At 67.5% G+C, this 22,628-nt stretch carries 19 protein-coding genes and 1 tRNA gene; 9 read left to right on the top strand and 11 right to left on the bottom strand.

Going from position 1 to position 22,628, the window contains the following annotated elements; all coding sequences use genetic code 11:
• Nucleotides 1-83: 83 nt before the first annotated feature.
• Both JIX55_RS26165 and JIX55_RS26160 read right to left on the bottom strand, forming a co-directional pair.
• Complete coding sequence (locus JIX55_RS26165) at nt 84-1,535, bottom strand: hypothetical protein (protein WP_257565709.1); 1,452 nt, start codon at nt 1,533-1,535, stop codon at nt 84-86.
• A gap of 432 nt (nt 1,536-1,967) precedes the next feature.
• Nucleotides 1,968-2,096 carry a DLW-39 family protein gene (locus JIX55_RS26160; protein WP_003999697.1) on the bottom strand — a complete coding sequence of 43 codons (129 nt, stop codon included), beginning with the start codon at nt 2,094-2,096 and terminating at the stop codon, nt 1,968-1,970.
• Nucleotides 2,097-2,486: 390 nt separating this feature from the next.
• On the opposite strand from JIX55_RS26160, the gene JIX55_RS26155 reads away from it, so the two are divergent.
• A complete protein-coding gene (locus JIX55_RS26155) occupies nt 2,487-2,855 on the top strand; it encodes a DUF6344 domain-containing protein (RefSeq protein ID WP_257565708.1) in 369 nt (122 codons plus the stop codon).
• A 239-nt stretch (nt 2,856-3,094) separates the two neighbouring features.
• On the opposite strand, the gene JIX55_RS26150 is transcribed toward JIX55_RS26155, so the two are convergent.
• The 9 genes from JIX55_RS26150 to dnaA form a co-directional block, all read right to left on the bottom strand.
• Nucleotides 3,095-3,171, bottom strand: a tRNA-Ile gene (locus tag JIX55_RS26150).
• 167 nt (nt 3,172-3,338) lie between these two features.
• Nucleotides 3,339-4,148 carry a DUF3566 domain-containing protein gene (locus tag JIX55_RS26145; RefSeq protein WP_257565707.1) on the bottom strand — a complete coding sequence of 270 codons (810 nt, stop codon included), beginning with the start codon at nt 4,146-4,148 and terminating at the stop codon, nt 3,339-3,341.
• An 18-nt stretch (nt 4,149-4,166) separates the two neighbouring features.
• On the bottom strand, nt 4,167-6,761 hold the full coding sequence (gene gyrA / locus JIX55_RS26140; RefSeq protein WP_257565706.1) for a DNA gyrase subunit A: 2,595 nt from the start codon (nt 6,759-6,761) through the stop codon (nt 4,167-4,169).
• Between the two features lie 42 nt (nt 6,762-6,803).
• Nucleotides 6,804-8,849, bottom strand: a complete 2,046-nt coding sequence (gyrB, locus tag JIX55_RS26135; RefSeq protein WP_257565705.1) for a DNA topoisomerase (ATP-hydrolyzing) subunit B — start codon at nt 8,847-8,849, stop codon at nt 6,804-6,806.
• A gap of 419 nt (nt 8,850-9,268) precedes the next feature.
• The gene (locus JIX55_RS26130) at nt 9,269-9,802 is read right to left on the bottom strand and encodes a DUF721 domain-containing protein (RefSeq protein ID WP_257565704.1); all 534 of its coding nucleotides are present in this window, start codon (nt 9,800-9,802) and stop codon (nt 9,269-9,271) included.
• Nucleotides 9,799-10,923 carry a DNA replication/repair protein RecF gene (gene recF / locus JIX55_RS26125; RefSeq protein WP_257565703.1) on the bottom strand — a complete coding sequence of 375 codons (1,125 nt, stop codon included), beginning with the start codon at nt 10,921-10,923 and terminating at the stop codon, nt 9,799-9,801. Before recF ends, JIX55_RS26130 begins: the two co-directional genes overlap by 4 nt.
• A 95-nt stretch (nt 10,924-11,018) precedes the next feature.
• On the bottom strand, nt 11,019-11,894 hold the full coding sequence (gnd, locus tag JIX55_RS26120) for a phosphogluconate dehydrogenase (NAD(+)-dependent, decarboxylating) (protein WP_257565702.1): 876 nt from the start codon (nt 11,892-11,894) through the stop codon (nt 11,019-11,021).
• Nucleotides 11,895-12,102: 208 nt separating this feature from the next.
• Nucleotides 12,103-13,233, bottom strand: a complete 1,131-nt coding sequence (gene dnaN, locus JIX55_RS26115) for a DNA polymerase III subunit beta (protein WP_037689673.1) — start codon at nt 13,231-13,233, stop codon at nt 12,103-12,105.
• Between the two features lie 958 nt (nt 13,234-14,191).
• A complete protein-coding gene (gene dnaA, locus JIX55_RS26110) occupies nt 14,192-16,201 on the bottom strand; it encodes a chromosomal replication initiator protein DnaA (RefSeq protein ID WP_257565701.1) in 2,010 nt (669 codons plus the stop codon).
• Between the two features lie 417 nt (nt 16,202-16,618).
• Here dnaA and rpmH point away from each other — a divergent pair, with 417 nt between their 5' ends.
• From rpmH to JIX55_RS26070, 8 genes are all read left to right on the top strand, one after another.
• A complete protein-coding gene (gene rpmH, locus JIX55_RS26105) occupies nt 16,619-16,756 on the top strand; it encodes a 50S ribosomal protein L34 (RefSeq protein WP_005482975.1) in 138 nt (45 codons plus the stop codon).
• 21 nt (nt 16,757-16,777) lie between these two features.
• Nucleotides 16,778-17,149 carry a ribonuclease P protein component gene (gene rnpA / locus JIX55_RS26100; protein WP_257565700.1) on the top strand — a complete coding sequence of 124 codons (372 nt, stop codon included), beginning with the start codon at nt 16,778-16,780 and terminating at the stop codon, nt 17,147-17,149.
• The gene (gene yidD / locus JIX55_RS26095; RefSeq protein ID WP_037689668.1) at nt 17,146-17,499 is read left to right on the top strand and encodes a membrane protein insertion efficiency factor YidD; all 354 of its coding nucleotides are present in this window, start codon (nt 17,146-17,148) and stop codon (nt 17,497-17,499) included. The genes rnpA and yidD overlap by 4 nt, the downstream gene beginning before the upstream one ends.
• A 3-nt stretch (nt 17,500-17,502) precedes the next feature.
• Entirely contained in the window at nt 17,503-18,783 is a 1,281-nt protein-coding gene (gene yidC, locus JIX55_RS26090; protein ID WP_257565699.1) for a membrane protein insertase YidC, read from the top strand.
• 15 nt (nt 18,784-18,798) lie between these two features.
• A complete protein-coding gene (locus tag JIX55_RS26085) occupies nt 18,799-19,311 on the top strand; it encodes a Jag family protein (protein ID WP_257565697.1) in 513 nt (170 codons plus the stop codon).
• A gap of 115 nt (nt 19,312-19,426) precedes the next feature.
• A complete protein-coding gene (gene rsmG / locus JIX55_RS26080; protein ID WP_257565696.1) occupies nt 19,427-20,143 on the top strand; it encodes a 16S rRNA (guanine(527)-N(7))-methyltransferase RsmG in 717 nt (238 codons plus the stop codon).
• Between the two features lie 288 nt (nt 20,144-20,431).
• A complete protein-coding gene (locus JIX55_RS26075; RefSeq protein WP_306820124.1) occupies nt 20,432-21,505 on the top strand; it encodes a ParA family protein in 1,074 nt (357 codons plus the stop codon).
• A complete protein-coding gene (locus JIX55_RS26070; RefSeq protein WP_257565695.1) occupies nt 21,502-22,599 on the top strand; it encodes a ParB/RepB/Spo0J family partition protein in 1,098 nt (365 codons plus the stop codon). Before JIX55_RS26075 ends, JIX55_RS26070 begins: the two co-directional genes overlap by 4 nt.
• The last annotated feature ends 29 nt before the right edge of the window (nt 22,600-22,628 follow it).

Genomic DNA, 22,628 nt, shown 5'->3' with positions numbered 1-22,628 from the left:
ATGCATCGGCCAGTACCCACCACCAGCTCGTCAGGTGCCCGCCACCGGCTCATTCAGTACCTGCCCCAGCTCAGTCGGCCTGCCTACCACCCCCGAGACGCCCCATGCCGCCCTCGCGGTGCCGTGCCCGCCCGCGGCCGCTCCGACTCCGCAACGGCCGACACCCGCCTGCGCGCCACGAGTGTCCACACCACGAGGACAAGGACCAGCAGGCTCCCCGTGCCGATGCCGCCCGCCGCGACGACCGTCATGGCGAGACGCCGGTCTCCGGCGCCCGTGGAGTTCCCGGAGCCCTCCCCGCCGCCGGAAGTGCCTTCGTCCCCTTCACCGCCGCTGTCCTCCGCACCGTCCAGCGTGTCCCCCGTCGCCCCGCTCTCCGCGGCCTCCCGGTCCTCCTCGGTGACCTCGAAGACGCCGCGTGGCTCGGAGATGCCCAGATACCCCGGCCCGGCCTCGGCCTTGCCCTCCAGCCGCACCCTCAGAGTCAGTCCGAGAGGCTCATCACCGAACCGGTCGGCGACCGACGTCCCGAGGTGTACCGCCAGGTAGTACCAGCCCGCGAACCGCATCCCGCTCACTTCGTCGTCGAGGGAGAAACGGTTCTCGTACTCGACGGGTGGGAGCGGGTCCAGGGCGGCCGACCGCTGTTCGCCGCCGTAGTTGGCGGTCCTGTCGTCCACGAAGCCCCGTACGGGGTTGTAGAGCGACACGACGAACGCGTTTCCCACGTACCCGTCGCCACCGGTCGTGCTGCCCAATTCGGCAGTGGCGGAGAGTTGCTGCCCCCAGCCGACAGGCACCTTGTAGAAGAGCGTCTGCCCTGCCCTGATCCCGGCCTCGTCCTGCCAGACGCCCTGTGCCACCGGGCTCGCCGTGGCGAAGCCGCTACCGCCACGGCGACTCTCGGGGTCTCCCGACACCCCTTCGGGCGACGCGGAGTTCCAGGTCTCAGGGGCACTCGTCGAACCCCCCTTCCGCACAGCGGGCTCCGAGACGAAGCCGAGTTCCAGCCCCCACTCCTCCGACGAGCCTTGCGACGGGGAGCCCGACACGGAACCAGTAGCCGAGCCCGTAGTCGACCCCGCCCCGGCCTCCGCAGCCGGACCGACCCGCTCGACGACGACGTAGTACACCCCGGCCCCCTGGCACATGTACTCGTCGCTGCCGATCTCACGCGAGGCCCAAGCCGTGACGGGGTGCGCGCTGCGGGTCGGACCGAAGCGGGCGGTCTCGTAGGAGCAACGGTGCGCGTCGGCGTCCTGCAGGGACACCCTGACGCCGTCCGCGGAGGCGACCGTCGCCCCCGCCCCGGGTACGGCTGTGGCCGAGACGTACGCGTTGGTAGCGGCGTCGAGATCGAGCCGGTAGTAGAGCTTGCCGCCCGGCCCGATGGAGCTCCGGTAGGTCGTACCGGCCGCCAGCCGCACGGCTCCCGTGCTGCTCGTCGCGCCCTCGACCGTCCTCGCGTCTTCAGCATAGGAGTACGGCGCGGGCGCGTCGGCCGCCGCGGCAGATTCGGGCAGCGCCGTCGCCATGTACAGGGCCGCTCCCACGGCTGCCGCAACTCGCCACCAGACCGTGCGCCGCCCCATCACGCGCCACCCCTCGTCGTAGACCCGAAGTCGCGGCTCCGAAGTCGAAGCCCGGAAGAAGCCCAGAAGTAGCCCCGGCAGTCGATGCCCGGATGAGGACCCAGCTGCCGTGGTCCAGCAGTCGCGGTGCCGAGGCCGCGGCTCCGAACGCGCCCATACTGCCGGGCCGGACGCGCAGATGCCCATGTTCCCAGGGGCGAGCGGCTGAAAACGGCCTTTACCAGACCACTGTTTTGCTATCGCAAGCGCATCGTTCGCCAAAGCGAATACAGGTTCCGCCGGAATGGGCCCGCACATCCGGGACGATGCGCCCAAGCGACACAAAACCCCGACCGCGAGCGCGGCCGGGGTCTGCTCTGAGACTGATGTCGATGTTCACGAACCCGTGGGCACGGAGTCAGTCGCCTCCGTCCACAGATCCTGCTCGGCGCGATCCGCCTGGATCTGGCGGTACACGAGGAGCCCGCCGATGGCGGCCAGTGCGACCAGGAGAAGCTTCTTCACCGCGCGACCTCGTCTTTCCTTGACGTAGGGGACCTCTGGCGCCCGACTATACACACCGACCGATACCGATCGGTGACCTGCGTCGGCCCCTCAACTCCCGCCGGGAAGAGCGCAGTAGAACCGGACGCCACTGTTCCGATCGCAGGTTCATCACACAGGCCCATCACATCTCGCACACCTCGCCGGCCCCGACCACTTCCACACTTACCCCTCCCTTGCGCCCCTCCCGCCCCTTCCTGCGGCTTCTGGGAACTTTCCGCGCCCGTTGCACCCATCCGAGTGGTGTTCATCTGAAGAGCAACGCGCCACGGGCGTCGGTCCACGATTTCGGAGCCCACATACACATCATGAGGAAAGTACGCAAATCGCCCAACCCGAAAGTGAGGGACCATGGCCCAGAACAAGGTCATGAAGCTGTGGACCGCCATCGTCATCGCCTTCCTCGCGCTGTGGACGGCGCTCGGACTCACCGCGACCACGGTCTCCGCCGCGGTACCGCAGACCGAGACCACCCGCAACTGCACGGCACCCACGACGACGCGGGCCATGTCCCTCCCGGCCCGGCCCCACGACCGGGCCCTGCCCCCCACGATGAAGCAACGCATCCGCGCCGAGGCCCACGGCTCCTCACCCTCCTGCCGCCACCGCACGGCCCTCGATACGGCCGCGGACACCGCCACGAAGGTCACCGGCCCGGCCTCCGCCCCGGACGCACCTCTCCCACAAGCCGATCAGCCCATCCCGCCCCTCCAGCGCTGATCCCCGACCGGAAGAGACACCCGAACAGCGGCGATCCTGCGTACGACGCCCGTGGAAGAGCGCGAAACCCCCGGCCCTCCCAGCCGGGGGTTTCGCACATTCCCTACTCGGCGGCTCGACACCCGTCGGCTCCGACACTCATCGACCGCTCACTCATCGACGATGCCAATCGGTGTCGACTCGCTGTCGACCGTGAACGACAAAGACCCTCAACCGGCATCGGCTGAGGGTCTTCATGCTGGTGGGGCTAACAGGATTTGAACCTGTGGCCTCATCCTTATCAGGGATGCGCTCTAACCAACTGAGCTATAGCCCCGCCGCGCTCTGCGGTGTGTGTCCCGCGCGCTGACTCCTGAAGATTAGCGCACGACGTGGGCAGTCCCAAAATCGATACCTGGAGGGGAACCGTGATGCCCTGGGACACCCTGTAGGGGACAGCGTCTACGCCGTCCCCGTAGGCAATCCCCTATGTCGTCGCCGTGCTCACTCGTCCTCGGCGAGCGTCAGCTCGATACCGCCGACGAAGCCCGCGGAGAGGTTGTAGATGAAGGCGCCGAGGGTGGCGAGGGCGGTGGCGAGGACGACATCGATGACCGCGATGATCGTGGTGAAGATCAGCACATTGGGCAGCGACAGGAACGACTGAAGGTCGAATCCGTTGGACTCGTTCGAGCCGGTGGCCTCGGAGATGGTTGCGCCGACCGTGGAGAAGACGCCCATCGCGTTCATGACCATCCACAGCACCGCGGCCGCGACGACCGTGCAGATGCCGAGGGCGATGGAGAGCAGGAAGCTGACCTTCATCACGGACCACGGATCGGCCTTGGCCACACGCAGCCGCGCCTTGCGCGTACGAGGCGTCGTACGGGCCCCCGTGCGCGGCTTGCGGGACGAACCCTCCGGAGCCGGCTGGTAGGCCTGCGGCGGGTGGTACGGCCCCGACTGCTGCTGCGCCTGCCGCTCCCCGGGGAGCGCGGAGCCACCGGCCGGGGTCTGGGCCTGGGGCTGCGCCGGAGACTGGCGGCCGGGCCCGCCCGGAGCCGCGGCCGGGCCGCCCGGCGCGGGCGGCTGGGTCTGCGGACCACGGGTGTCCGTCACAGTTCCCCCCTGGGATGCATGCCCATCGGGCGAGGGCGAGGCCGAGTCGGTCGTGCTCGGCTTGATCGCTTTCAGTTGGGTCGTGTGCGTGTCCATCGCACGCGCGGCGGAGCCACGGCCGCCGCCGTCCGCTTCCGACCCGGTCGAAGTGCCGGCCGAAGTACCGGACGACCCGGCGCCCGTGGCTCCGCTCACGCTGACTCACTCCTCGTGCTACTCGGACAAGGGCGCTTCACCCTCGTCCGTGCCGGTCGTCGTGACACCCTCGGCGGTCTCGTCCACGGCGTCGTCGCCGTCGACCTCCTCCGCCTCGCGCCCCGCCTCGGCGTTACGGGCGATACCGACAACGGCATCGCGCTTGCCCAGGTTGATCAGTTGGACGCCCATGGTGTCACGGCCGGTTTCCCTGATCTCGTTGACTCGCGTACGAATCACACCGCCCGACAGCGTGATGGCGAGGATCTCATCGGTCTCCTCGACCACCAGCGCGCCGACGAGCGAACCGCGGTCCTCGACGATCTTGGCGGCCTTGATACCGAGGCCACCGCGACCCTGGACGCGGTACTCGTCGACGGCGGTCCGCTTCGCGTACCCACCGTCTGTGGCAGTGAACACGAACGTACCGGGTCGAACAACATTCATCGAGAGCAGCTCGTCCCCTTCGCGGAAACTCATGCCCTTGACACCCGAGGTGGCACGGCCCATGGGCCGCAGTGCCTCGTCCGTCGCCGTGAAGCGGATCGACTGTGCCTTCTTGCTGATCAGAAGGATGTCATCTTCTGCCGATACGAGTTCCGCTCCGATCAGTTCATCGTCGGAACCGTCCTCCTTCTCACGGAGGTTGATCGCGATGACACCGCCGGAACGGGGCGAATCGTAATCCTTCAGAGGCGTCTTCTTCACAAGACCGCCCTTGGTGGCGAGCACCAGGTAGGGCGTGGCCTCGTAGTCGCGGATAGCGAGGATCTCGGCGATCGCCTCATCCGGCTGGAAGGCCAGCAGGTTGGCGACGTGCTGTCCACGCGCGTCACGTCCGGCGTCCGGCAACTCGTAGGCCTTGGCCCGGTAGACGCGGCCCTTGTTGGTGAAGAACAGCAGCCAGTGGTGGGTCGTGGACACGAAGAAGTGGTCGACGATGTCGTCTTCCTTGAGCTTCGTGCCGCGCACGCCCTTGCCGCCGCGCTTCTGCGCCCGGTAGTCGACCGCCTTGGTCCGCTTGACGTAGCCGCCGCGCGAGACGGTGACGACGATGTCCTCCTCGGCGATGAGGTCCTCGATGGACATGTCACCGTCGTAGGGCACCAGCATCGTCTTGCGGTCGTCGCCGAACTTCTCGACGATCGCGGCGAGTTCCGCGCTGACGATCCCGCGCTGACGTACGGGCGAGGCGAGGATCTCGTTGTACTCGTTGATCTTCGCCTGGAGTTCGGCGTGCTCCTGGAGGATCTTCTGGCGCTCCAGGGCGGCCAGACGCCGCAGCTGCATCTCGAGGATGGCGTTGGCCTGGATCTCGTCGATCTCCAGGAGGCCCATCAGGCCCGTGCGCGCGATGTCGACGGTGTCGCTGCGCCGGATCAGCGCGATGACCTCGTCGATGGCGTCCAGGGCCTTCAGCAGGCCGCGCAGGATGTGCGCCCGCTCCTCGGCCTTGCGCAGCCTGAAGCGCGTGCGGCGGACGATGACCTCGATCTGGTGCGTCACCCAGTGGCGGATGAACGCGTCCAGGGAGAGCGTGCGGGGCACGCCGTCGACCAGGGCCAGCATGTTGGCGCCGAAGTTCGTCTGCAGATCGGTGTGCTTGTACAGGTTGTTCAGCACGACCTTGGCGACGGCGTCGCGCTTCAGAACGATGACCAGGCGCTGGCCCGTACGGGACGACGTCTCGTCGCGGACGTCCGCGATGCCGCCGATCTTGCCGTCCTTCACCAGGTCGGCGATCTTCTGGGCGAGGTTGTCGGGGTTGGTCTGGTACGGCAGTTCCGTGACCACCAGGCACTGGCGGTTCTGGATCTCCTCGACCTCGACGACCGCGCGCATCGTGATGGAGCCGCGGCCCGTGCGGTACGCCTCCTCGATGCCCTTGCGGCCGACCACCAGGGCGCCGGTCGGGAAGTCGGGGCCCTTGATGCGCTCGATCAACGCGTCCAGGAGCTCCTCGTGGGAGGCCTCCGGGTTCTCCAGGTACCACTGCGCGCCGGCCGCGACCTCGCGCAGGTTGTGCGGCGGGATGTTGGTCGCCATGCCGACCGCGATACCGGCCGAGCCGTTGATCAGCAGGTTCGGGAAGCGGGCGGGCAGGACGGTCGGCTCCTGGGAGCGGCCGTCGTAGTTGTCCGTGAAGTCGACGGTCTCCTCGTCGATGTCACGGACCATCTCCATCGACAGCGGCGCCATCTTGCACTCGGTGTAGCGCATGGCCGCCGCCGGGTCGTTGCCCGGAGAGCCGAAGTTGCCGTTGGAGTCCACCAGCGGCATCCGCATCGACCACGGCTGCGCGAGGCGGACCAGGGCGTCGTAGATCGAGGAGTCGCCGTGCGGGTGGTAGTTGCCCATGACGTCGCCGACGACACGGGCGCACTTGTAGAAGCCCTTCTCGGGCCGGTAGCCGCCGTCGTACATCGCGTACAGGACGCGGCGGTGAACGGGCTTGAGACCGTCGCGTACGTCGGGCAGCGCGCGGGACACGATGACGGACATCGCGTAGTCGAGGTACGAGCGCTGCATCTCCGTCTCGAGCCCGACGGGCTCGACACGCATGACGATCTCGCCGCCCTCTTCGGGCGTCACGGGGGTGTTCTGGTCGGCCATTGCTGGTGAAGATCCTTCCTGGTGCGGTCAGCTGAGACCGACTCAGATGTCGAGGAAGCGGACGTCCTTGGCGTTGCGCTGGATGAACGCGCGGCGCGCCTCGACGTCCTCGCCCATCAGGACCGAGAAGAGATCGTCGGCCTGGGCTGCGTCGTCGAGGGTGACCTGGCCGAGGACGCGGTGCTCCTGGTCCATCGTCGTGATGCGCAGTTCCTCGGCGTTCATCTCGCCGAGACCCTTGAAGCGCTGGATCGAGTCCTCCCGGATGCGCTTGCCGCGCTGGCGGCCCATCTCGATCAGCGCGTCGCGCTCGCGGTCGGAGTACGCGTACTCGACGTCCTCCCGACCCCACTTGATCTTGTAGAGCGGCGGACGGGACAGGAACACGTGCCCGGCCTCGACCAGCGGCCGCATGAAGCGGAACAGGAAGGTCAGCAGCAGGGTGTTGATGTGCTGGCCGTCGACGTCGGCGTCCGCCATCAGGATGATCTTGTGATAGCGCAGCTTCTCGATGTCGAAGTCCTCGTGGACTCCGGTACCGAAGGCCGAGATCAGCGCCTGGATCTCCTGGTTCTGCAGGATCTTGTCGATCCTGGCCTTCTCCACGTTGAGGATCTTGCCGCGGATCGGGAGGATCGCCTGGTACTCGGGGTTCCGGCCGGACTTGGCCGAGCCGCCGGCGGAGTCACCCTCGACGATGAAGATCTCGCACTTGATGGGGTCGTTCGACTGGCAGTCGGAGAGCTTGCCCGGCAGGGACGCCGTCTCCAGGAGGCCCTTGCGCCGAGTGAGGTCCCGGGCCTTGCGGGCCGCCACGCGCGCGGTGGCCGCCTGGATGCCCTTGCGGACGATGTCCGCCGCCTCGACCGGGTTGCGGTCCAGCCAGTCGTTCAGGTGCTCGTAGACGACCTTCTGGACGAAGGTCTTCACCTCGGTGTTGCCCAGCTTGGTCTTGGTCTGGCCCTCGAACTGCGGCTCGCTGAGCTTCACCGAGATGATCGCCGTCAGACCCTCGCGGATGTCGTCACCCGTGAGGTTGTCGTCCTTCTCACGCAGTAGCTTCTTCTCGCGCGCGTACTTGTTGACCAGGTTCGTCAGCGCCGCGCGGAAGCCTTCTTCGTGCGTACCGCCCTCGTGCGTGTGGATGATGTTCGCGAAGGAGTAGACGCCCTCGGTGTAACCGCCGTTCCACTGCATCGCGAGTTCGAGGGACAGGCTCTTGTCCTTGTCCTCGGCCTCGAGGTCGATCACGGTGGGGTGCACCACGTCTCCCTTGCGGGAGTTGAGGTACTTCACGAAATCGACGATGCCGCCTTCGTAGTGGTACGAGACGCTCTTGACCTCGTGCTTCTCGTCCTCGCCCGCCTCGTCCGCGCCGGCCGTGGCCTTCGCCGACTCGCGCTCGTCGGCGAGGTTGATCCTCAGACCCTTGTTGAGGAACGCCATCTCCTGGAAGCGCCGCGAGAGCGTCTCGAAGGAGTACTCGGTGGTCTCGAAGATGTCTGGGTCGGCCCAGAAGGTGACCGTGGTGCCGTGCTCGTCCGTGGCCTCGTGCTGGGCAAGCGGGGCCGTCGGGACGCCCAACTTGTAGTCCTGCGTCCAGCGGTAGCCATCGGTCTTGATCTCGACGGAGACCTTGGTCGACAGAGCGTTCACAACGGAGACACCCACGCCGTGCAGACCGCCGGAGACCGCGTAGCCGCCGCCGCCGAACTTGCCGCCCGCGTGCAGGACCGTCAGCACGACCTCGACGGCCGGCTTGCCCTCGGAGGGGACGATGCCGACCGGGATGCCACGGCCGTTGTCGACGACCCGCACGCCGCCGTCGGCGAGGATCGTGACGTCGATGGTGTCCGCGTGGCCGGCCAGCGCCTCGTCGACGGAGTTGTCGACGACCTCTTGCACAAGGTGGTGAAGTCCGCGCTCACCGGTTGAACCGATGTACATACCGGGTCGCTTGCGGACCGCGTCCAGGCCCTCGAGGACGGTGATGGCGCTGGCGTCGTACGCCGTGGTTGAGGCCTCGGCGACTCCAGCCGGGGCCTCGGTGGACAGGATGTTCTCGTTGGGGTTGCCGGAATCGGCCACGAAGCGCCCTTTCTGGCACAGCACAAGCCAGACTCCCGGCGGGTTTGCCGGAGCGGCTGCGGCATGTTGCGGTGGAAGCCTTTGTCAGCGTTGCACAGTGTTTCCGAAGCGGTCCCCACGAATGGGGCGGGATTAGCTTCCAGTCTACCGGTAGCGCCGACAGTGATGGGGGTTTGCCGGTACCTGAGTCCGCATGTGCCGCCCTGAACCGGTCTCTCCCGACTCCCCATATGCGGAGCGGGGCTCCAAGAGGCTCACAGCGGCACTCAGCGCTTCCGGATGTCAACCCTTTGCTACTCCCGGGTCAGGTCGATGTTCGCAACCGCATGCGAACGTGCGCGCCGGAGCACGTGGCCGTTCGCCCGGCGGCGAAGAGCCCCCGCTCATGGGTGCGGTAGCGCCCAAAAATGTGACTACGGTCACCCGTAGGTGTCGCCGGGCCCGGTGCTTCCCGGGGCGCGCAGTGGCCCGTAGCGACGGGCGGAGCCGGCCGGACCGTGGACCTTCAGCAGCCGTACGGTGCCCTGCCCGAGGTCCTCGTTGAGACGGGCGACCAACTGCGGAGCGAGCAGTCGCACGTTCGTCGCCCATGCCGTCGACTCGCACCGCACATGCAGGACTCGCTCGTCCTCGTCGTACCGCTCCGGTACGCATTTTCTGGCCAGGTCGTGGCCGACGATCTGCGGCCAGCGGCCCATGACCCCGCCGACTGCGGCCGGCGTCTCCCAGCCCCGCTCGGTGATCAGGCGGTTGATCGCGGGGCCGAGGGGCATCGGGTCCCGGCCGTCGGCGCGCGCGCCGGAGCGCAGCCCGCCGCCCCGCCGGGCCTGCTTCTGCTGCTGAGTGGCTTCTCCTCGCGCGCGTGCCGCTTCTTTCGCGGCGCGTAGCGCCACGCGCGCGAGGTCCACACCGGAGGGCTCGGGAGGCTTCGGGGTTCCCTCGGATCCGCTCATACGCGCTCCACCGTCCCATCGGACACGGTGTACCGCGTCCCGGTCAGTACGTCCGGTACGTCGTCGTCGACTGCGGCGGTCACCAGCACCTGCTCGCCCGGTGCGACCAGTTCCGCCAGGCGCTCCCGCCGGCGGGCGTCCAGCTCGGCGAACACGTCGTCGAGGATCAGCACCGGCTCATTGCCCTCGGCCCGCAGCAGGTCGTACGAGGCGAGCCGCAGCGCCAGGGCGTACGACCAGGCCTCGCCGTGGGAGGCGTATCCCTTGGCGGGCAGCTGACCGAGTTTGAGAACCAGATCGTCTCGATGGGGTCCCACGAGGGTGACGCCTCGCTCGATCTCCTGCTTGCGGGCCTCGCCGAGGGCGGCCATCAGCTGCTCGTACAGCTCCTCGCGCGCGTGGCCGACGATGCCGGGCGAGGAGGGTTTGTATTCCAAACTCACCGGGCCGCCGCCGGGCGCCAACTGCTCATAGGCCTTGTCGGCGAGCGGCTGTATCGCGGCGACCAGGTCCAGCCGCTGGGCAAGCAACTCGGCTCCCACGCCGGCGAGGTGCTGGTCCCACACGTCGAGCGTGGACAGGTCCATGGTGCGGCCGCCGTGCCGACGAGCCAGCGCGGCCGTCTTGAGGAGCGTGTTGCGCTGCTTGAGGACCCGTTCGTAGTCCGAGCGCACGCCCGCCATGCGCGGGGCCCGCGCGGTGATCAGTTCGTCGAGGAAGCGCCGCCGCTCACCGGGATCGCCCTTGACCAGGGCGAGGTCCTCGGGCGCGAACAGCACGGTCCGTACGATGCCGAGGACGTCACGCGGTCTGACCTGCGAGGACCTGTTGATGCGGGCGCGGTTGGCCTTGCCTGGGTTCAGTTCCAGCTCGACCAGCTGCTGCCGCTCGCCCTGCCGCACCTGCGCCCGGATCACCGCGCGGTCGGCGCCCATGCGGACCAGGGGCGCGTCCGACGACACCCGGTGGCTGCCGAGGGTCGCGAGATAGCCGACCGCCTCGACCAGGTTCGTCTTGCCCTGCCCGTTGGGGCCCACGAACGCGGTGACGCCCGGGTCGAGCGGGACGTCGACCCGGGCGTACGAGCGGAAGTCGGCCAGCGACAGATGCGTGACGTGCATGGTCGGGTGCCGACCTCCCCCAGGGTTGTGGACCGCCGTGCGGCCCTGTGGATGACTTCTCGTAGACCGTTCGTTCTTGCGTTCTGTGCCTTGGGCTACTTCTTCTCGACCGCGTGGCCGCCGAACTGGTTCCGCAGCGCCGCGATCATCTTCATCTGCGGAGAGTCCTGCTGGCGCGACGCGAACCGCGCGAAGAGGGAGGCCGTGATCGCGGGCAGCGGCACGGCGTGGTCGATGGCGGCCTCCACGGTCCATCGGCCTTCGCCGGAGTCCTGGGCGTAACCCTTGAGCCGGTCCAGGTGTTCGTCCTCGTCAAGGGCGTTCACGGCGAGGTCGAGCAGCCAGGAGCGGATGACGGTGCCCTCCTGCCAGGAGCGGAAGACCTCGCGGACGTCCGTCACCGAGTCGACCTTCTCCAGCAGCTCCCAGCCCTCGGCGTACGCCTGCATCATCGCGTACTCGATGCCGTTGTGGACCATCTTCGCGAAGTGCCCGGCACCGACCTTGCCGGCGTGCACCGCGCCGAGGTCGCCCTCGGGCTTGAGCGCGTCGAAGACCGGCTGCACCTTGGCGACGTTCTCCGCGTCGCCGCCGTACATCAGCGCGTAGCCGTTCTCCAGGCCCCAGACACCGCCGGAGACACCGCAGTCCACGAAGCCGATGCCCTTGGCGGCCAGCTCCTCGGCGTGCTTCTCGTCGTCCGTCCAGCGGGAGTTGCCGCCGTCCACGACGACGTCACCGGGCTGGAGCAGCTCGGCCAGCTCGTCGATGGTCGACTGGGTGGCGGCACCGGCCGGGACCATCACCCATATGACCCGCGGGCCCTTGAGCTTGCCCACAAGCTCTTCGAGACTGTGGACATCGGCGAGATCCGGGTTCCGGTCGTATCCGATGACGGTGTGGCCTGCGCGGCGGATCCGCTCGCGCATGTTGCCGCCCATCTTGCCGAGGCCGACGAGACCGAGCTCCATCAGTTGTTCCTTAGGTTGCGACGTGGCATGAGGGCACCTGCGTACCCACGCACGAGCCTAAACCCGGACGCTCACGCACACCTGTGGGCATACCCGCTCAAACGTACGCCCCGACCTGCGGCTTCACACCGAGGGCCCGGTGATCCACCGGGCCCCCACAGCACTGTGGACAACCTCCGGCGGCTCGGCCGCGGCGGTGTCCGGCCGGTCAGCCGCTGAGCCGCACCGGCATGATCAGGTACTTGTAGGCCTCGTCCGCCTCGGCGTCCACGGCCGGCTTGCCACTGAGCAGCGCGGGCTTGGTGGACGTGGTGAAGGACAGCTGGGCGACCGGGGAGTCGATGGCGCTCAGGCCGTCCAGCAGGAACGTCGGGTTGAAGGCGATCGAGATGTCGTCGCCCTCCAGCTGGGCGTCGACCCTTTCCACAGCCTGTGCGTCGTCGCTGGAGCCGGCCTCCAGGATCAGCACGCCCTGCTCGAAGCTCAGCCGGACCGGGGTGTTCCGCTCGGCGACCAGGGCCACACGCTTGACGGCCTCCACGAAGGGGGCCGTCTCGATGACCGCCACGCTGTTGAACTCCGTCGGGAACAGCGTGCGGTACTTCGGGAGGTCGCCCTCCAGCAGCCGCGTGGTCGTACGGCGGCCCGCGCCCTCGAAACCGATCAGACCCTCTCCCGAGCCCGAGCCGGAGAGCGCCAGGATGACGCTGTCGCCGCTCGTGAGGGCCTTGGCGGTGTCCAGGAGCGTCTTGGCGGGCACCAGGGCGACCGCGGACGCCTCGGGGTTCTCCGGCTTCCACAGGAACTCGCGGACCGCGAAGCGGTAGCGGTCGGTGGACGCCAGCGTGACCGTGTCGCCCTCGATCTCGATGCGCACACCGGTGAGGACGGGCAGCGTGTCGTCGCGCCCGGCGGCGATGGCGACCTGGGCGGCGGCGGAGGCGAAGACCTCACCGGGCACGGTGCCCGTGGCGTTCGGCATCTGCGGCAGGGACGGGTACTCCTCCACAGGCAGTGTGTGGAGTGTGAAACGCGAGGAGCCGCAGACCACGGTCGCTCGTACACCGTCTGTGGAAATCTCCACCGGGCGGTTGGGGAGTGCGCGGCAGATGTCCGCGAGGAGCCGGCCGGAGACGAGCACCGTGCCCTCTTCGTCGACCTCCGCCTCCACGGACACCCGTGCGGAGACCTCGTAGTCGAAGCTGGAGAGGCTCAGCTGGCCTTCCTCGGCCTTCAGAAGGAGGCCGGCGAGGACAGGCGCCGGCGGACGGGCCGGGAGGCTGCGCGCCGCCCAGGCCACTGCCTCCGCGAGTACGTCGCGTTCCACCCGGATCTTCACTGTTGCCGCCTCCTGCTGTTGCCGGCGCTTCTCGCCCTGCCTGGCTTCGTCGTCTGTCTCGGTGTCGCTGGCTCCTGTGACGGGAAGGACACCGGGGAACAGTCTGACGCACACCGCTGACACTCGGAGCCTCTCGGGGTCAAGTCGTGACGAGGCGCGGTCAGGCAGCCCAGAGCGAGTTGTGCACAGGACCCACTTCGAAACGGATTCCCAGCTCTCTCTAGTTGGGAGTAGTAGTAGGGCCTGTGGAAACCGTGGATAACCCCGTCTCTGCAGCTCAGGCGGCAAATTTTGTCCACCGGGCCTGTGGGTGGGGGCGGTGGACAACCAGGGGTATCTGTGGAGAACAGAAAGTTCTGCACACACCGTGCACAGCCCCGGGGCACTTCTCCCCAACGGCGTCCCCAGGTTTACCCACCTTTCCCACAGCCCAACCAGGCAACTTCATGTGACGCCTTTCACTCGACACGGTGAGAAGGCGGGTTGGCTTGCCGAACAGTGGACAGCCATGTGGAGAAGCCGACGATCACTGGGGACAACCGGCCGCAGCCTGTGGGGCGCCGGTGGACAACTCCGTCCACAGTCTGTGGATCTCCGCGTCGTCCACAGCCTGTGGAGATCTTTCGTCCACGGATCCACAGGGGGCTGACCTGGTCCGATGATCCCTCAACCGACTGCCCTGTGGACACGATCTGCATAACTTCCCGATCCCCAGGGTGTGGACGGGAGAAAGTCACCGAATCTGTGGAGGGAAGCCGTAACGCGGCAGGTATTCGAACACCTGATGACGGCCGGGCGACGGACGAAGCCCTCGGCAGGCGGGCACAGGGCGGCGGAAGCGCCGTCGGAAGGGGCCCGCAGGAGCGGTTTCGGGCTGTCGGAAGAGTTCTCCGGAACGCCGAGGGCGCCCGCGGGAACTCGTCCCGGGGCGCCCTCGGCGGCGTACGACGGCCTTCTGTCAGCCGTTCTTGATGCGGTTCGTCAGCTCCGTCACCTGGTTGTAGATGGAGCGCCGCTCGGCCATCAGCGCGCGGATCTTGCGGTCGGCGTGCATGACGGTGGTGTGGTCGCGGTTGCCGAACTGCGCGCCGATCTTGGGCAGCGACAGGTCGGTCAGCTCACGGCACAGGTACATGGCGATCTGGCGGGCGGTCACCAGGGCGCGGCCGCGTGAGGTGCCGCACAGATCCTCGACCGTGAGCCCGAAGTAGTCGGCCGTCGCGGCCATGATCGCGGTCGCGGTGATCTCCGGGGATGCGTTCTCACCGCCCGGGATCAGATCCTTGAGGACGATCTCGGTCAGCCCGAGGTCCACCGGCTGCCGGTTGAGCGACGCGAACGCCGTCACCCGGATCAGCGCGCCCTCCAGCTCGCGGATGTTGCGCGAGATGCGGGACGCGATGAACTCCAGTACCTCCGGTGGGGCGTTGAGCTGCTCCTGAACCGCCTTCTTACGGAGGATCGCGATACGCGTCTCCAGCTCGGGCGGCTGGACGTCGGTGATCAGACCCCACTCGAAACGGTTCCGCAGCCGGTCCTCCAGGGTCACCAACTGCTTCGGCGGCCGGTCACTGGAGAGCACGATCTGCTTGTTCGCGTTGTGGAGCGTATTGAACGTGTGGAAGAACTCCTCCTGTGTGGACTCCTTGTCCGCCAGGAACTGGATGTCGTCGACGAGCAGGATGTCCATCTCCCGGTACCGCTTGCGGAAGCTGTCGCCCTTGCCGTCGCGGATGGAGTTGATGAACTCGTTGGTGAACTCCTCCGAGCTCACGTACCGCACCCGCGTGCCCGGGTAGAGGCTGCGGGCGTAGTGCCCGATCGCATGCAGCAAGTGGGTCTTGCCGAGCCCCGATTCCCCATAGATGAAAAGGGGGTTGTACGCCTTCGCAGGCGCCTCGGCGACGGCCACCGCGGCCGCGTGCGCGAAGCGGTTCGAGGCGCCGATGACGAACGTGTCGAAGAGGTACTTCGGGTTCAGGCGTGCGGTCGGCTCACCCGGACCCGGCGCCGGCGCGGGCTGCGCCGCCAGTGGGCCGGGCGCGCTGCTGGCCGGTCCGCCCCGGTGTACATGCCCCGAACCGGGCGGCGGCTCGGGGAGCTCGCGCCGGTCGGGCCGCGGATAGTCGGAATCGCCACCCGGCCGGTCGTAGTCCCCGCGGGGCTGGTCGTAGTCGGCACGCTGCTGGTCGTACGGCGGCCGCTCCCTCGTCTGCGAGCGGTAGTCCGGCGACGGCGATGCGTACGGGTCCCGCTCCGGGAAACCGAGCCGCTGCTGCTGCCAGCCATAGTCGCCCTGAGACGACCGAGGCCAGGCGCCCGGCTCGGGACGCTGGTAGTCGGACGGATACGCGGGGCGCGCGGTCGGCAGCTGGTCCGCGCGGCCGGTGGGGTGCTGGTCCGAACGCGGAGGCGGCAGCTGGTCGCCGGGACCGCCGGTCAGCTGGTCGCCGCGTCCCGGACCGCGGTCGTCGGCGCGATGGCGGCCGTACCCCTCGTAGGGATCGCGGCCCTGACCCTCGTAGCCGTTCTGGTTCTCGTACGGATTCGGGCTCTCGTACCCACCGCGCGAGTCGCGCCCCTGACCGTCGTACGGGTCCCTGCGGTCATAGCCGTCGCGGTCCTGGCCCGGGACGGAGGCGTGCTCGGAATCCTCGAAGCGGGACTGGACCGGCGGGGGCGGCGGCTCGCCCACCGAGCTGTCGACGGTGATCGCGATACGGATCGGACGGCCGCACTCCCGGCTCAGAGTCTCGCTCACGATCGGCGCGAGACGGCCTTCGAGTACGCCCTTCGCAAACTCGTTCGGGACCGCGAGGAGAGCCGTGTCCGCGACCAGCGCGAGTGGCTGGCAGCGCTTGATCCAGCGCTCGTCCTTCACTTCGACGCCCTGTCCGCGGCCCTCACCGAGGAGCTTTTCCAGTACTCGTGGCCACACTGCGGCAAGATCGGCAGGTACGTCAGCCACAGGGCACGCTCTCTCACAGGTCCCACGAACGTGTGGTTCTGGGACGGGTTGGGTTGGAACTCGGGTGGGGCGCTCGAAACGAGGTGCTGGTGGGTGGGTCGGGGCCCAGCAGCCAAATGAAAGGGAACGAATCGGAGTTCAGTCACGGTAGTCACGGCGACCGGTGCGGTTCAAGTTGTTGTCCCCAGCCTGTGGATAGTGTCTCCCCGTGACCTTCGGTTTGACCGGATGGCGTAGCCGCGCGTACCGTAACCAGGTCGAGTTGTCGATGGCTGCTGCCGCCTGCCTCCGATGGGCACAGATCGCGTCAGGTGATCGGACAGCGGTGCACTCGGGCGTTAATACGAGCTACTCGTGGGCGCACGGTGACAGCCAGGACGGCACCCGCAAACACCGATTTCTTTCTGGAGCCCCCGAGTGAGCAAGCGCACCTTCCAGCCGAACAACCGTCGTCGTGCGAAGACCCACGGCTTCCGCCTGCGGATGCGTACCCGTGCCGGTCGCGCGATTCTCGCGAACCGCCGCAGCAAGGGTCGCGCCAGCCTGTCGGCCTGATCCTGATCAGGTCATGACGTCGTGCTGCCTACCGAGCATCGGCTGAGGCGGCGCGAGGACTTCGCGACCGCGGTACGACGAGGGCGCCGGGCCGGACGCCCACTCCTCGTCGTTCACCTACGTAGCGGTGCCACGGGCCCGCACGCGCCTGGGGAGAGCGCTCCCCCGACGCGTGCGGGTTTCGTCGTGAGCAAGGCCGTCGGTGGTTCGGTCGTACGCAACAAGGTGAAGCGCAGGCTTCGCCATCTGATGCGCGATCGAGTCGCCCTGTTTCCCCCCGGTAGCCTGGTAGTCGTACGAGCGCTGCCCGGAGCGGGTGACGCCGACCACGTACAACTGGCCCAAGACCTGGATGCCGCCATAGCGCGACTGCTGGGAGGGGGCGCACGATGAAGTACCCGCTGCTGGCGCTGATCAAGCTGTACCAGTGGACCATCAGTCCGTTGCTCGGGCCGGTGTGCAAGTACTACCCGTCGTGCTCCCACTACGGCTACACAGCCATCGACCGGCACGGTGCGATCAAGGGAACGGCACTCACCGCCTGGCGCATCCTGCGGTGCAATCCGTGGTCGCTCGGCGGTGTGGACCACGTCCCGCCGCGTAAGCGCCCACGGTGGCACGAGATGTTGCGTGGAACGTGGCGCGCACGCAAGGGCGGGTCCTCCGCCGCCGAACCGGCCATCGAGGGGCACGTTCCTTCGAGCCCGGCCGCCGAGAGCCCGTCCCATGCCCAAGGAGCATGATTAGTGGACACGATTGCCAGCCTCTTCAGCTTCATCACGACACCTGTCTCCTGGGTCATCGTCCAGTTCCACAAGGTGTACGGCGCCCTCTTCGGCGATGACACCGGGTGGGCCTGGGGCCTGTCCATCGTGTCCTTGGTGATCCTGATCCGTATCTGCCTGATCCCGCTGTTTGTGAAGCAGATCAAGGCCACCCGGGCAATGCAGACACTGCAGCCCGAGATGAAGAAGATCCAGGAGCGCTACAAGAACGACAAGCAGCGTCAGTCCGAAGAGATGATGAAGCTGTACAAGGAGACGGGTACCAACCCGCTCTCCTCGTGCCTTCCCATCCTGGCGCAGTCCCCGTTCTTCTTCGCGCTGTACCACGTGCTCAACAGCATCGCGAACAACGACACTGTCGGGGTCATCAACGAGAGCCTGCTGCAGAGCGCGCAGAAGGCGCACATCTTCGGTGCTCCGCTCGCCGCGAAGTTCACCGACAGCAGCGCGGACGTCGCCGCGCTCGACGCGTCGATCACCACCGTCCGCGTGGTCACCGCGATCATGATCGTCCTGATGTCGTTCTCGCAGTTCTACACGCAGCGTCAGTTGATGACGAAGAACGTCGACACCACGGTGAAGACGCCGTTCATGCAGCAGCAGAAGATGCTGATGTACATCTTCCCGATCATGTTCGCCGTCTTCGGCATCAACTTCCCGGTCGGTGTTCTCGTCTACTGGCTGACCACCAACGTGTGGACCATGGGCCAGCAGATGTACGTCATCCACAACAACCCGACCCCGGGTTCCAAGGCCCAGGCCGCGTACCTGGAGCGCTTGACCAAGCACGTCACGCACCACGGCAAGACCCGCGGCCGCGGCGAGCGCGCCATCGTCAAGGCGATTGTCGCCAAGGGCCGTGACCGCAACGAGTACGAGCGGAAGTTCATCAACGGCCTGGGCAAGGAGGGCCTCGCGGCCCAGAGCGACGGCACCGTGGTCAAGAGCGATGCCTTGGCCGTCGCCACGGCCGAGGACGGTACGCCGACGACCGGTACCCCCAAGCGCCAGCAGCCCAAGCGCCAGACCAAGGCTCAGCGTCAGTCCGGCAGTACGAAGACCGCCGACGACTCCGAGCCGAAGGCCGAGCCCACCTCGCTGACCAAGTCCGACGAGCCCGAGGACGACAAGCCGCCGGCCGCTGCCAAGAAGGCCGCGCCCAAGACCGGCGGTGGCCGTAGCAAGGCCCAGTCCGGTCAGCGCAAGGGCCAGCAGCGCCCCAAGTCCCCGTCCAAGAAGTAAGAAGGAGCCCATCCCGTGACGGAAGGCACCACCTCCGCCGCCTCCGAGGGTGGCGACACCCTGACCCGCCTGGAGCAGGAGGGCGAGATCGCGGCGGACTACCTGGAAGGTCTGCTGGACATCGCAGACCTCGACGGCGACATCGACATGGACGTCGAGGCCGACCGTGCCTCTGTATCGATCATCAGCGACTCCGGCAGTCGAGATCTGAACAAGCTCGTCGGCCGCGAGGGCGAGGTGCTCGAGGCACTCCAGGAGCTCACGCGTCTGGCCGTGCACCGGGAGACCGGCGACCGCAGCCGTCTGATGTTGGACATCGCGGGCTATCGCGCCAAGAAGCGTGCCGAGCTCTCCGAGCTGGGTGCCAAGGCCGCGGCCGAGGCCAAGAGCACCGGTGAGCCCGTGAAGATGAAGCCGATGACGCCCTTCGAGCGCAAGGTCGTGCACGACGCGGTCAAGTCCGCGGGCTTGCGCAGCGAGTCAGAGGGCGAAGAGCCGCAGCGCTTCGTCGTCGTGCTTCCTGCCTGATTCGGTACGTACGTTCCTCCGGCCCCGTCTGCCCGCAGGCGGGGCCGAACTTTGTCAGCCTGTTGTTCTGGTGTCAGCGCCCAGTGCACTCTTGCGGTACGGAAGGACGGTCCCCGTGACGGAGGCAGCGGAGCTTCCCCCTGCGCCTGAGCAGGCGCGCGACGTATTCGGTGATCGCTACGCGGACGCGGTCCGGTACGCCGAACTCCTGGCCGAGACGGGAGTGCAGCGGGGGCTCATCGGTCCGCGGGAGGTACCCCGCCTGTGGGAGAGGCACCTGCTGAACTGCGCGGTGCTTTCCGAGGTAGTGCCCGAGGGGGTGACGGTGTGCGATGTCGGCTCCGGTGCCGGACTTCCTGGCATTCCGTTGGCCCTCGTCCGGGAGGACCTGAAGATCACGCTACTGGAGCCGCTACTGCGGCGCACGAACTTCCTGACCGAGGTCGTCGAGCTCCTGGGCCTCGACCATGTGACTGTGGTTCGTGGCCGTGCCGAAGAAGTCCTCGGGACGCTGCAGCCGGTCCATGTGGTGACGGCACGGGCCGTGGCGCCGCTGGACCGACTGGCCGGCTGGGGCATTCCGCTGCTGCGTCCGTACGGGGAGATGCTGGCACTCAAGGGCGACACCGCCGAGGAGGAGCTGAAGAGCGCTGCCGCGGCCCTCAGTAAGCTCGGTGCCGTGGAGACCTCCATCCTCCACGTTGGCGATGGCGTGGTCGATCCGCTGTCCACGGTCGTCCGTGTAGAGGTCGGGGAGAGCCCGGGTGGCGTGCGCTTCGCGGCGAAGCGGGCGAAGGCGGCCCGGACAGGGCGAGCACGTCGACGCCGATGAGCGTTGATCTTGACGTTCGCTGATCCGTCCTGACGACGAGTCGTACTCCACACAAGCTTCCAAACCTACGCATCTCGGAGTGTCGCGCAGTCGCGGCCGGTGCCGCTAGGCATCGTGTTTCACGTGAAACGTCGCTCACTGCTGCACGGCATTATCAGCCGTGGCCGCGCCGCGGCCGAACCGCGCGACCGGAAGCCTCTCGGGTCACTCGGAGAGGTAACGGAGTTTTCCACAGAGGTGGAATTCTCCACAGATCACCAGGCCTCACTGGTTCACGACCCCGAAGACATGGGAGGCTCTGTTCATTGCGAGCCTGAAGTCGAGGAGAGTGAATCCTTGCGGTCCGACGCCAACATCGCGGGACCGATGACCGATCCGGTCCCCGGTCCCCGTACCGAGTCGACGGGGGAGGATGTTTCACGTGAAACACCGCCCCCGATGGACGACACTCCCATCGGTCGTGCTGCCCAACTGGCGGTAGAGGCTCTGGGCCGAGCCGGTGAGGGCCTGCCTCGGCCCGAGCGGACCCGAGTCATGGTGGTCGCCAATCAGAAGGGGGGCGTCGGGAAGACCACGACGACGGTCAACCTCGCCGCCTCGCTGGCTCTGCACGGCGCCCGTGTCCTCGTGGTGGACCTTGACCCCCAGGGCAACGCGTCCACTGCGCTGGGGATCGACCATCACGCCGAGGTGCCGTCCATCTACGATGTGCTGATCGACAGCAAGCCGCTGGCGGAAGTCGTCCAGCCCGTTCCCGATGTCGAAGGTCTCTTCTGTGCCCCCGCCACGATCGATCTCGCCGGTGCGGAGATCGAGCTTGTGTCTCTGGTGGCACGAGAGAGCCGACTACAGCGAGCGCTTCAGGCGTACGAGCAGCCCCTGGACTACGTCCTCATCGACTGCCCGCCCTCGCTCGGTCTGTTGACGGTCAACGCGTTGGTCGCCGGCCAGGAAGTCCTCATCCCGATCCAGTGCGAGTATTACGCATTGGAGGGCCTTGGACAGCTGCTTCGCAATGTCGACCTGGTACGGGGGCACCTGAACCCGGTCCTCCACGTGTCGACCATCCTGCTCACCATGTACGACGGCCGGACGCGCCTGGCGTCCCAGGTTGCCGACGAGGTGCGCACCCACTTCGGCGAAGAGGTGCTGCGGACGAGCATTCCCCGCTCGGTCCGTATCTCCGAGGCGCCGAGCTACGGGCAGACGGTGCTGACCTACGATCCAGGATCGAGCGGTGCCCTCTCATACCTTGAGGCGGCACGGGAAATCGCGCTGAGGGGCGTGGGCGTAGGGTACGACCCGACGCACCCCCATAACGGTGCTCAGAACAATCCGAGTGTGGTGGAGGGGATCCAGTGAGCGATCGACGGAGGGGGTTGGGCCGTGGTCTCGCTGCACTGATCCCAGCGGCCTCGACAGGAGAGAAGGAATCTCCCGCGCAAGGAGGGCCCGCACCCGCAGGACCGGCGGTGCCATCCGTCTTCACCCCCGAGCGTGGGGTGGCGGCCTCGAAGGTGGCGACGCTTCCGCCTGTTTCACGTGAAACGGAGGCGCTGTCACCAAACGGCGCGGTAGAGGTACCCGCAGCACCCATCGGCGCCTACTTCGCCGAGCTGCCTCTCGACTCCATCACCCCGAACCCGCGCCAGCCGCGTGAGGTGTTCGACGAAGACCTTCTTCAGGAACTCGTCACCTCCATCAAGGAGGTTGGCCTTCTCCAGCCCATCGTCGTACGGCAGGTGGGCCCGGCCCGCTACGAGCTCATCATGGGTGAGCGGCGCTGGCGGGCCTGCCATGAGGCCGAGCTGGAGGCGATCCCGGCGATCGTGCGGGCCACGGATGATGAGAAGCTTCTTCTGGACGCGCTCCTGGAGAACCTGCACCGTGCCCAGCTGAACCCGCTGGAAGAGGCCTTCGCCTACGACCAGTTGCTCAAGGACTTCAACTGCACGCACGACCAGCTGGCGGACCGTATCGGCCGGTCTCGCCCGCAGGTCTCCAACACCCTGCGTCTGCTGAAGCTCTCGGCGCCGGTCCAGCGCCGCGTGGCCGCCGGTGTTCTCTCCGCGGGGCATGCCCGGGCGCTGCTCTCCATCGAGGACTCGGAGGAGCAGGACAAGCTGGCTCACCGGATCGTGGCGGAGGGACTCTCGGTCCGAGCCGTGGAGGAGATCGTCACCCTCATGGGCTCGCGGCCGAAGACCGCTGCGCGTTCCAAAGGGCTGCGAGCTGGCTCTGTGCCCTCGCCGGCTCTGGGTGAGCTCGCCACCCGGCTCTCGGATCGTTTCGAGACGCGGGTGAAGATCGATCTGGGCCAGAAGAAGGGCAAGATCACCGTCGAGTTCGCCTCCACGGAGGACCTTGAGCGCATCCTGAGCACGCTGGCGCCGGGCGAGAAGCTCGCTCTCCAGAAAAGTCTCCTGGACGACGACTCGGAGCAGACGGAGGCCTGAGCCTTCGATTGGTAGGACGGCTTTCGGCT

Origin of the sequence: Streptomyces sp. DSM 40750 (genome assembly GCF_024612035.1) — a bacterium.
Classification (GTDB): domain Bacteria; phylum Actinomycetota; class Actinomycetes; order Streptomycetales; family Streptomycetaceae; genus Streptomyces.
This window is presented reverse-complemented; position numbering and strand designations above follow the sequence as displayed.

Excerpts from the sequence above, each read along its gene's own strand:
- JIX55_RS26155 (WP_257565708.1), top strand. The coding sequence starts at position 2,487 with ATGGCCCAGAACAAGGTCATGAAGCTGTGGACCGCCATCGTCATCGCC.
- JIX55_RS26130 (WP_257565704.1), bottom strand. The coding sequence starts at position 9,802 with ATGAGCGGATCCGAGGGAACCCCGAAGCCTCCCGAGCCCTCCGGTGTG.
- JIX55_RS26165 (WP_257565709.1), bottom strand. The coding sequence starts at position 1,535 with ATGGCGACGGCGCTGCCCGAATCTGCCGCGGCGGCCGACGCGCCCGCG.
- gnd (WP_257565702.1), bottom strand. The coding sequence starts at position 11,894 with ATGGAGCTCGGTCTCGTCGGCCTCGGCAAGATGGGCGGCAACATGCGC.
- JIX55_RS26075 (WP_306820124.1), top strand. The coding sequence starts at position 20,432 with ATGGGAGGCTCTGTTCATTGCGAGCCTGAAGTCGAGGAGAGTGAATCC.
- yidD (WP_037689668.1), top strand. The coding sequence starts at position 17,146 with ATGAAGTACCCGCTGCTGGCGCTGATCAAGCTGTACCAGTGGACCATC.
- recF (WP_257565703.1), bottom strand. The coding sequence starts at position 10,923 with ATGCACGTCACGCATCTGTCGCTGGCCGACTTCCGCTCGTACGCCCGG.
- gyrA (WP_257565706.1), bottom strand. The coding sequence starts at position 6,761 with ATGGCCGACCAGAACACCCCCGTGACGCCCGAAGAGGGCGGCGAGATC.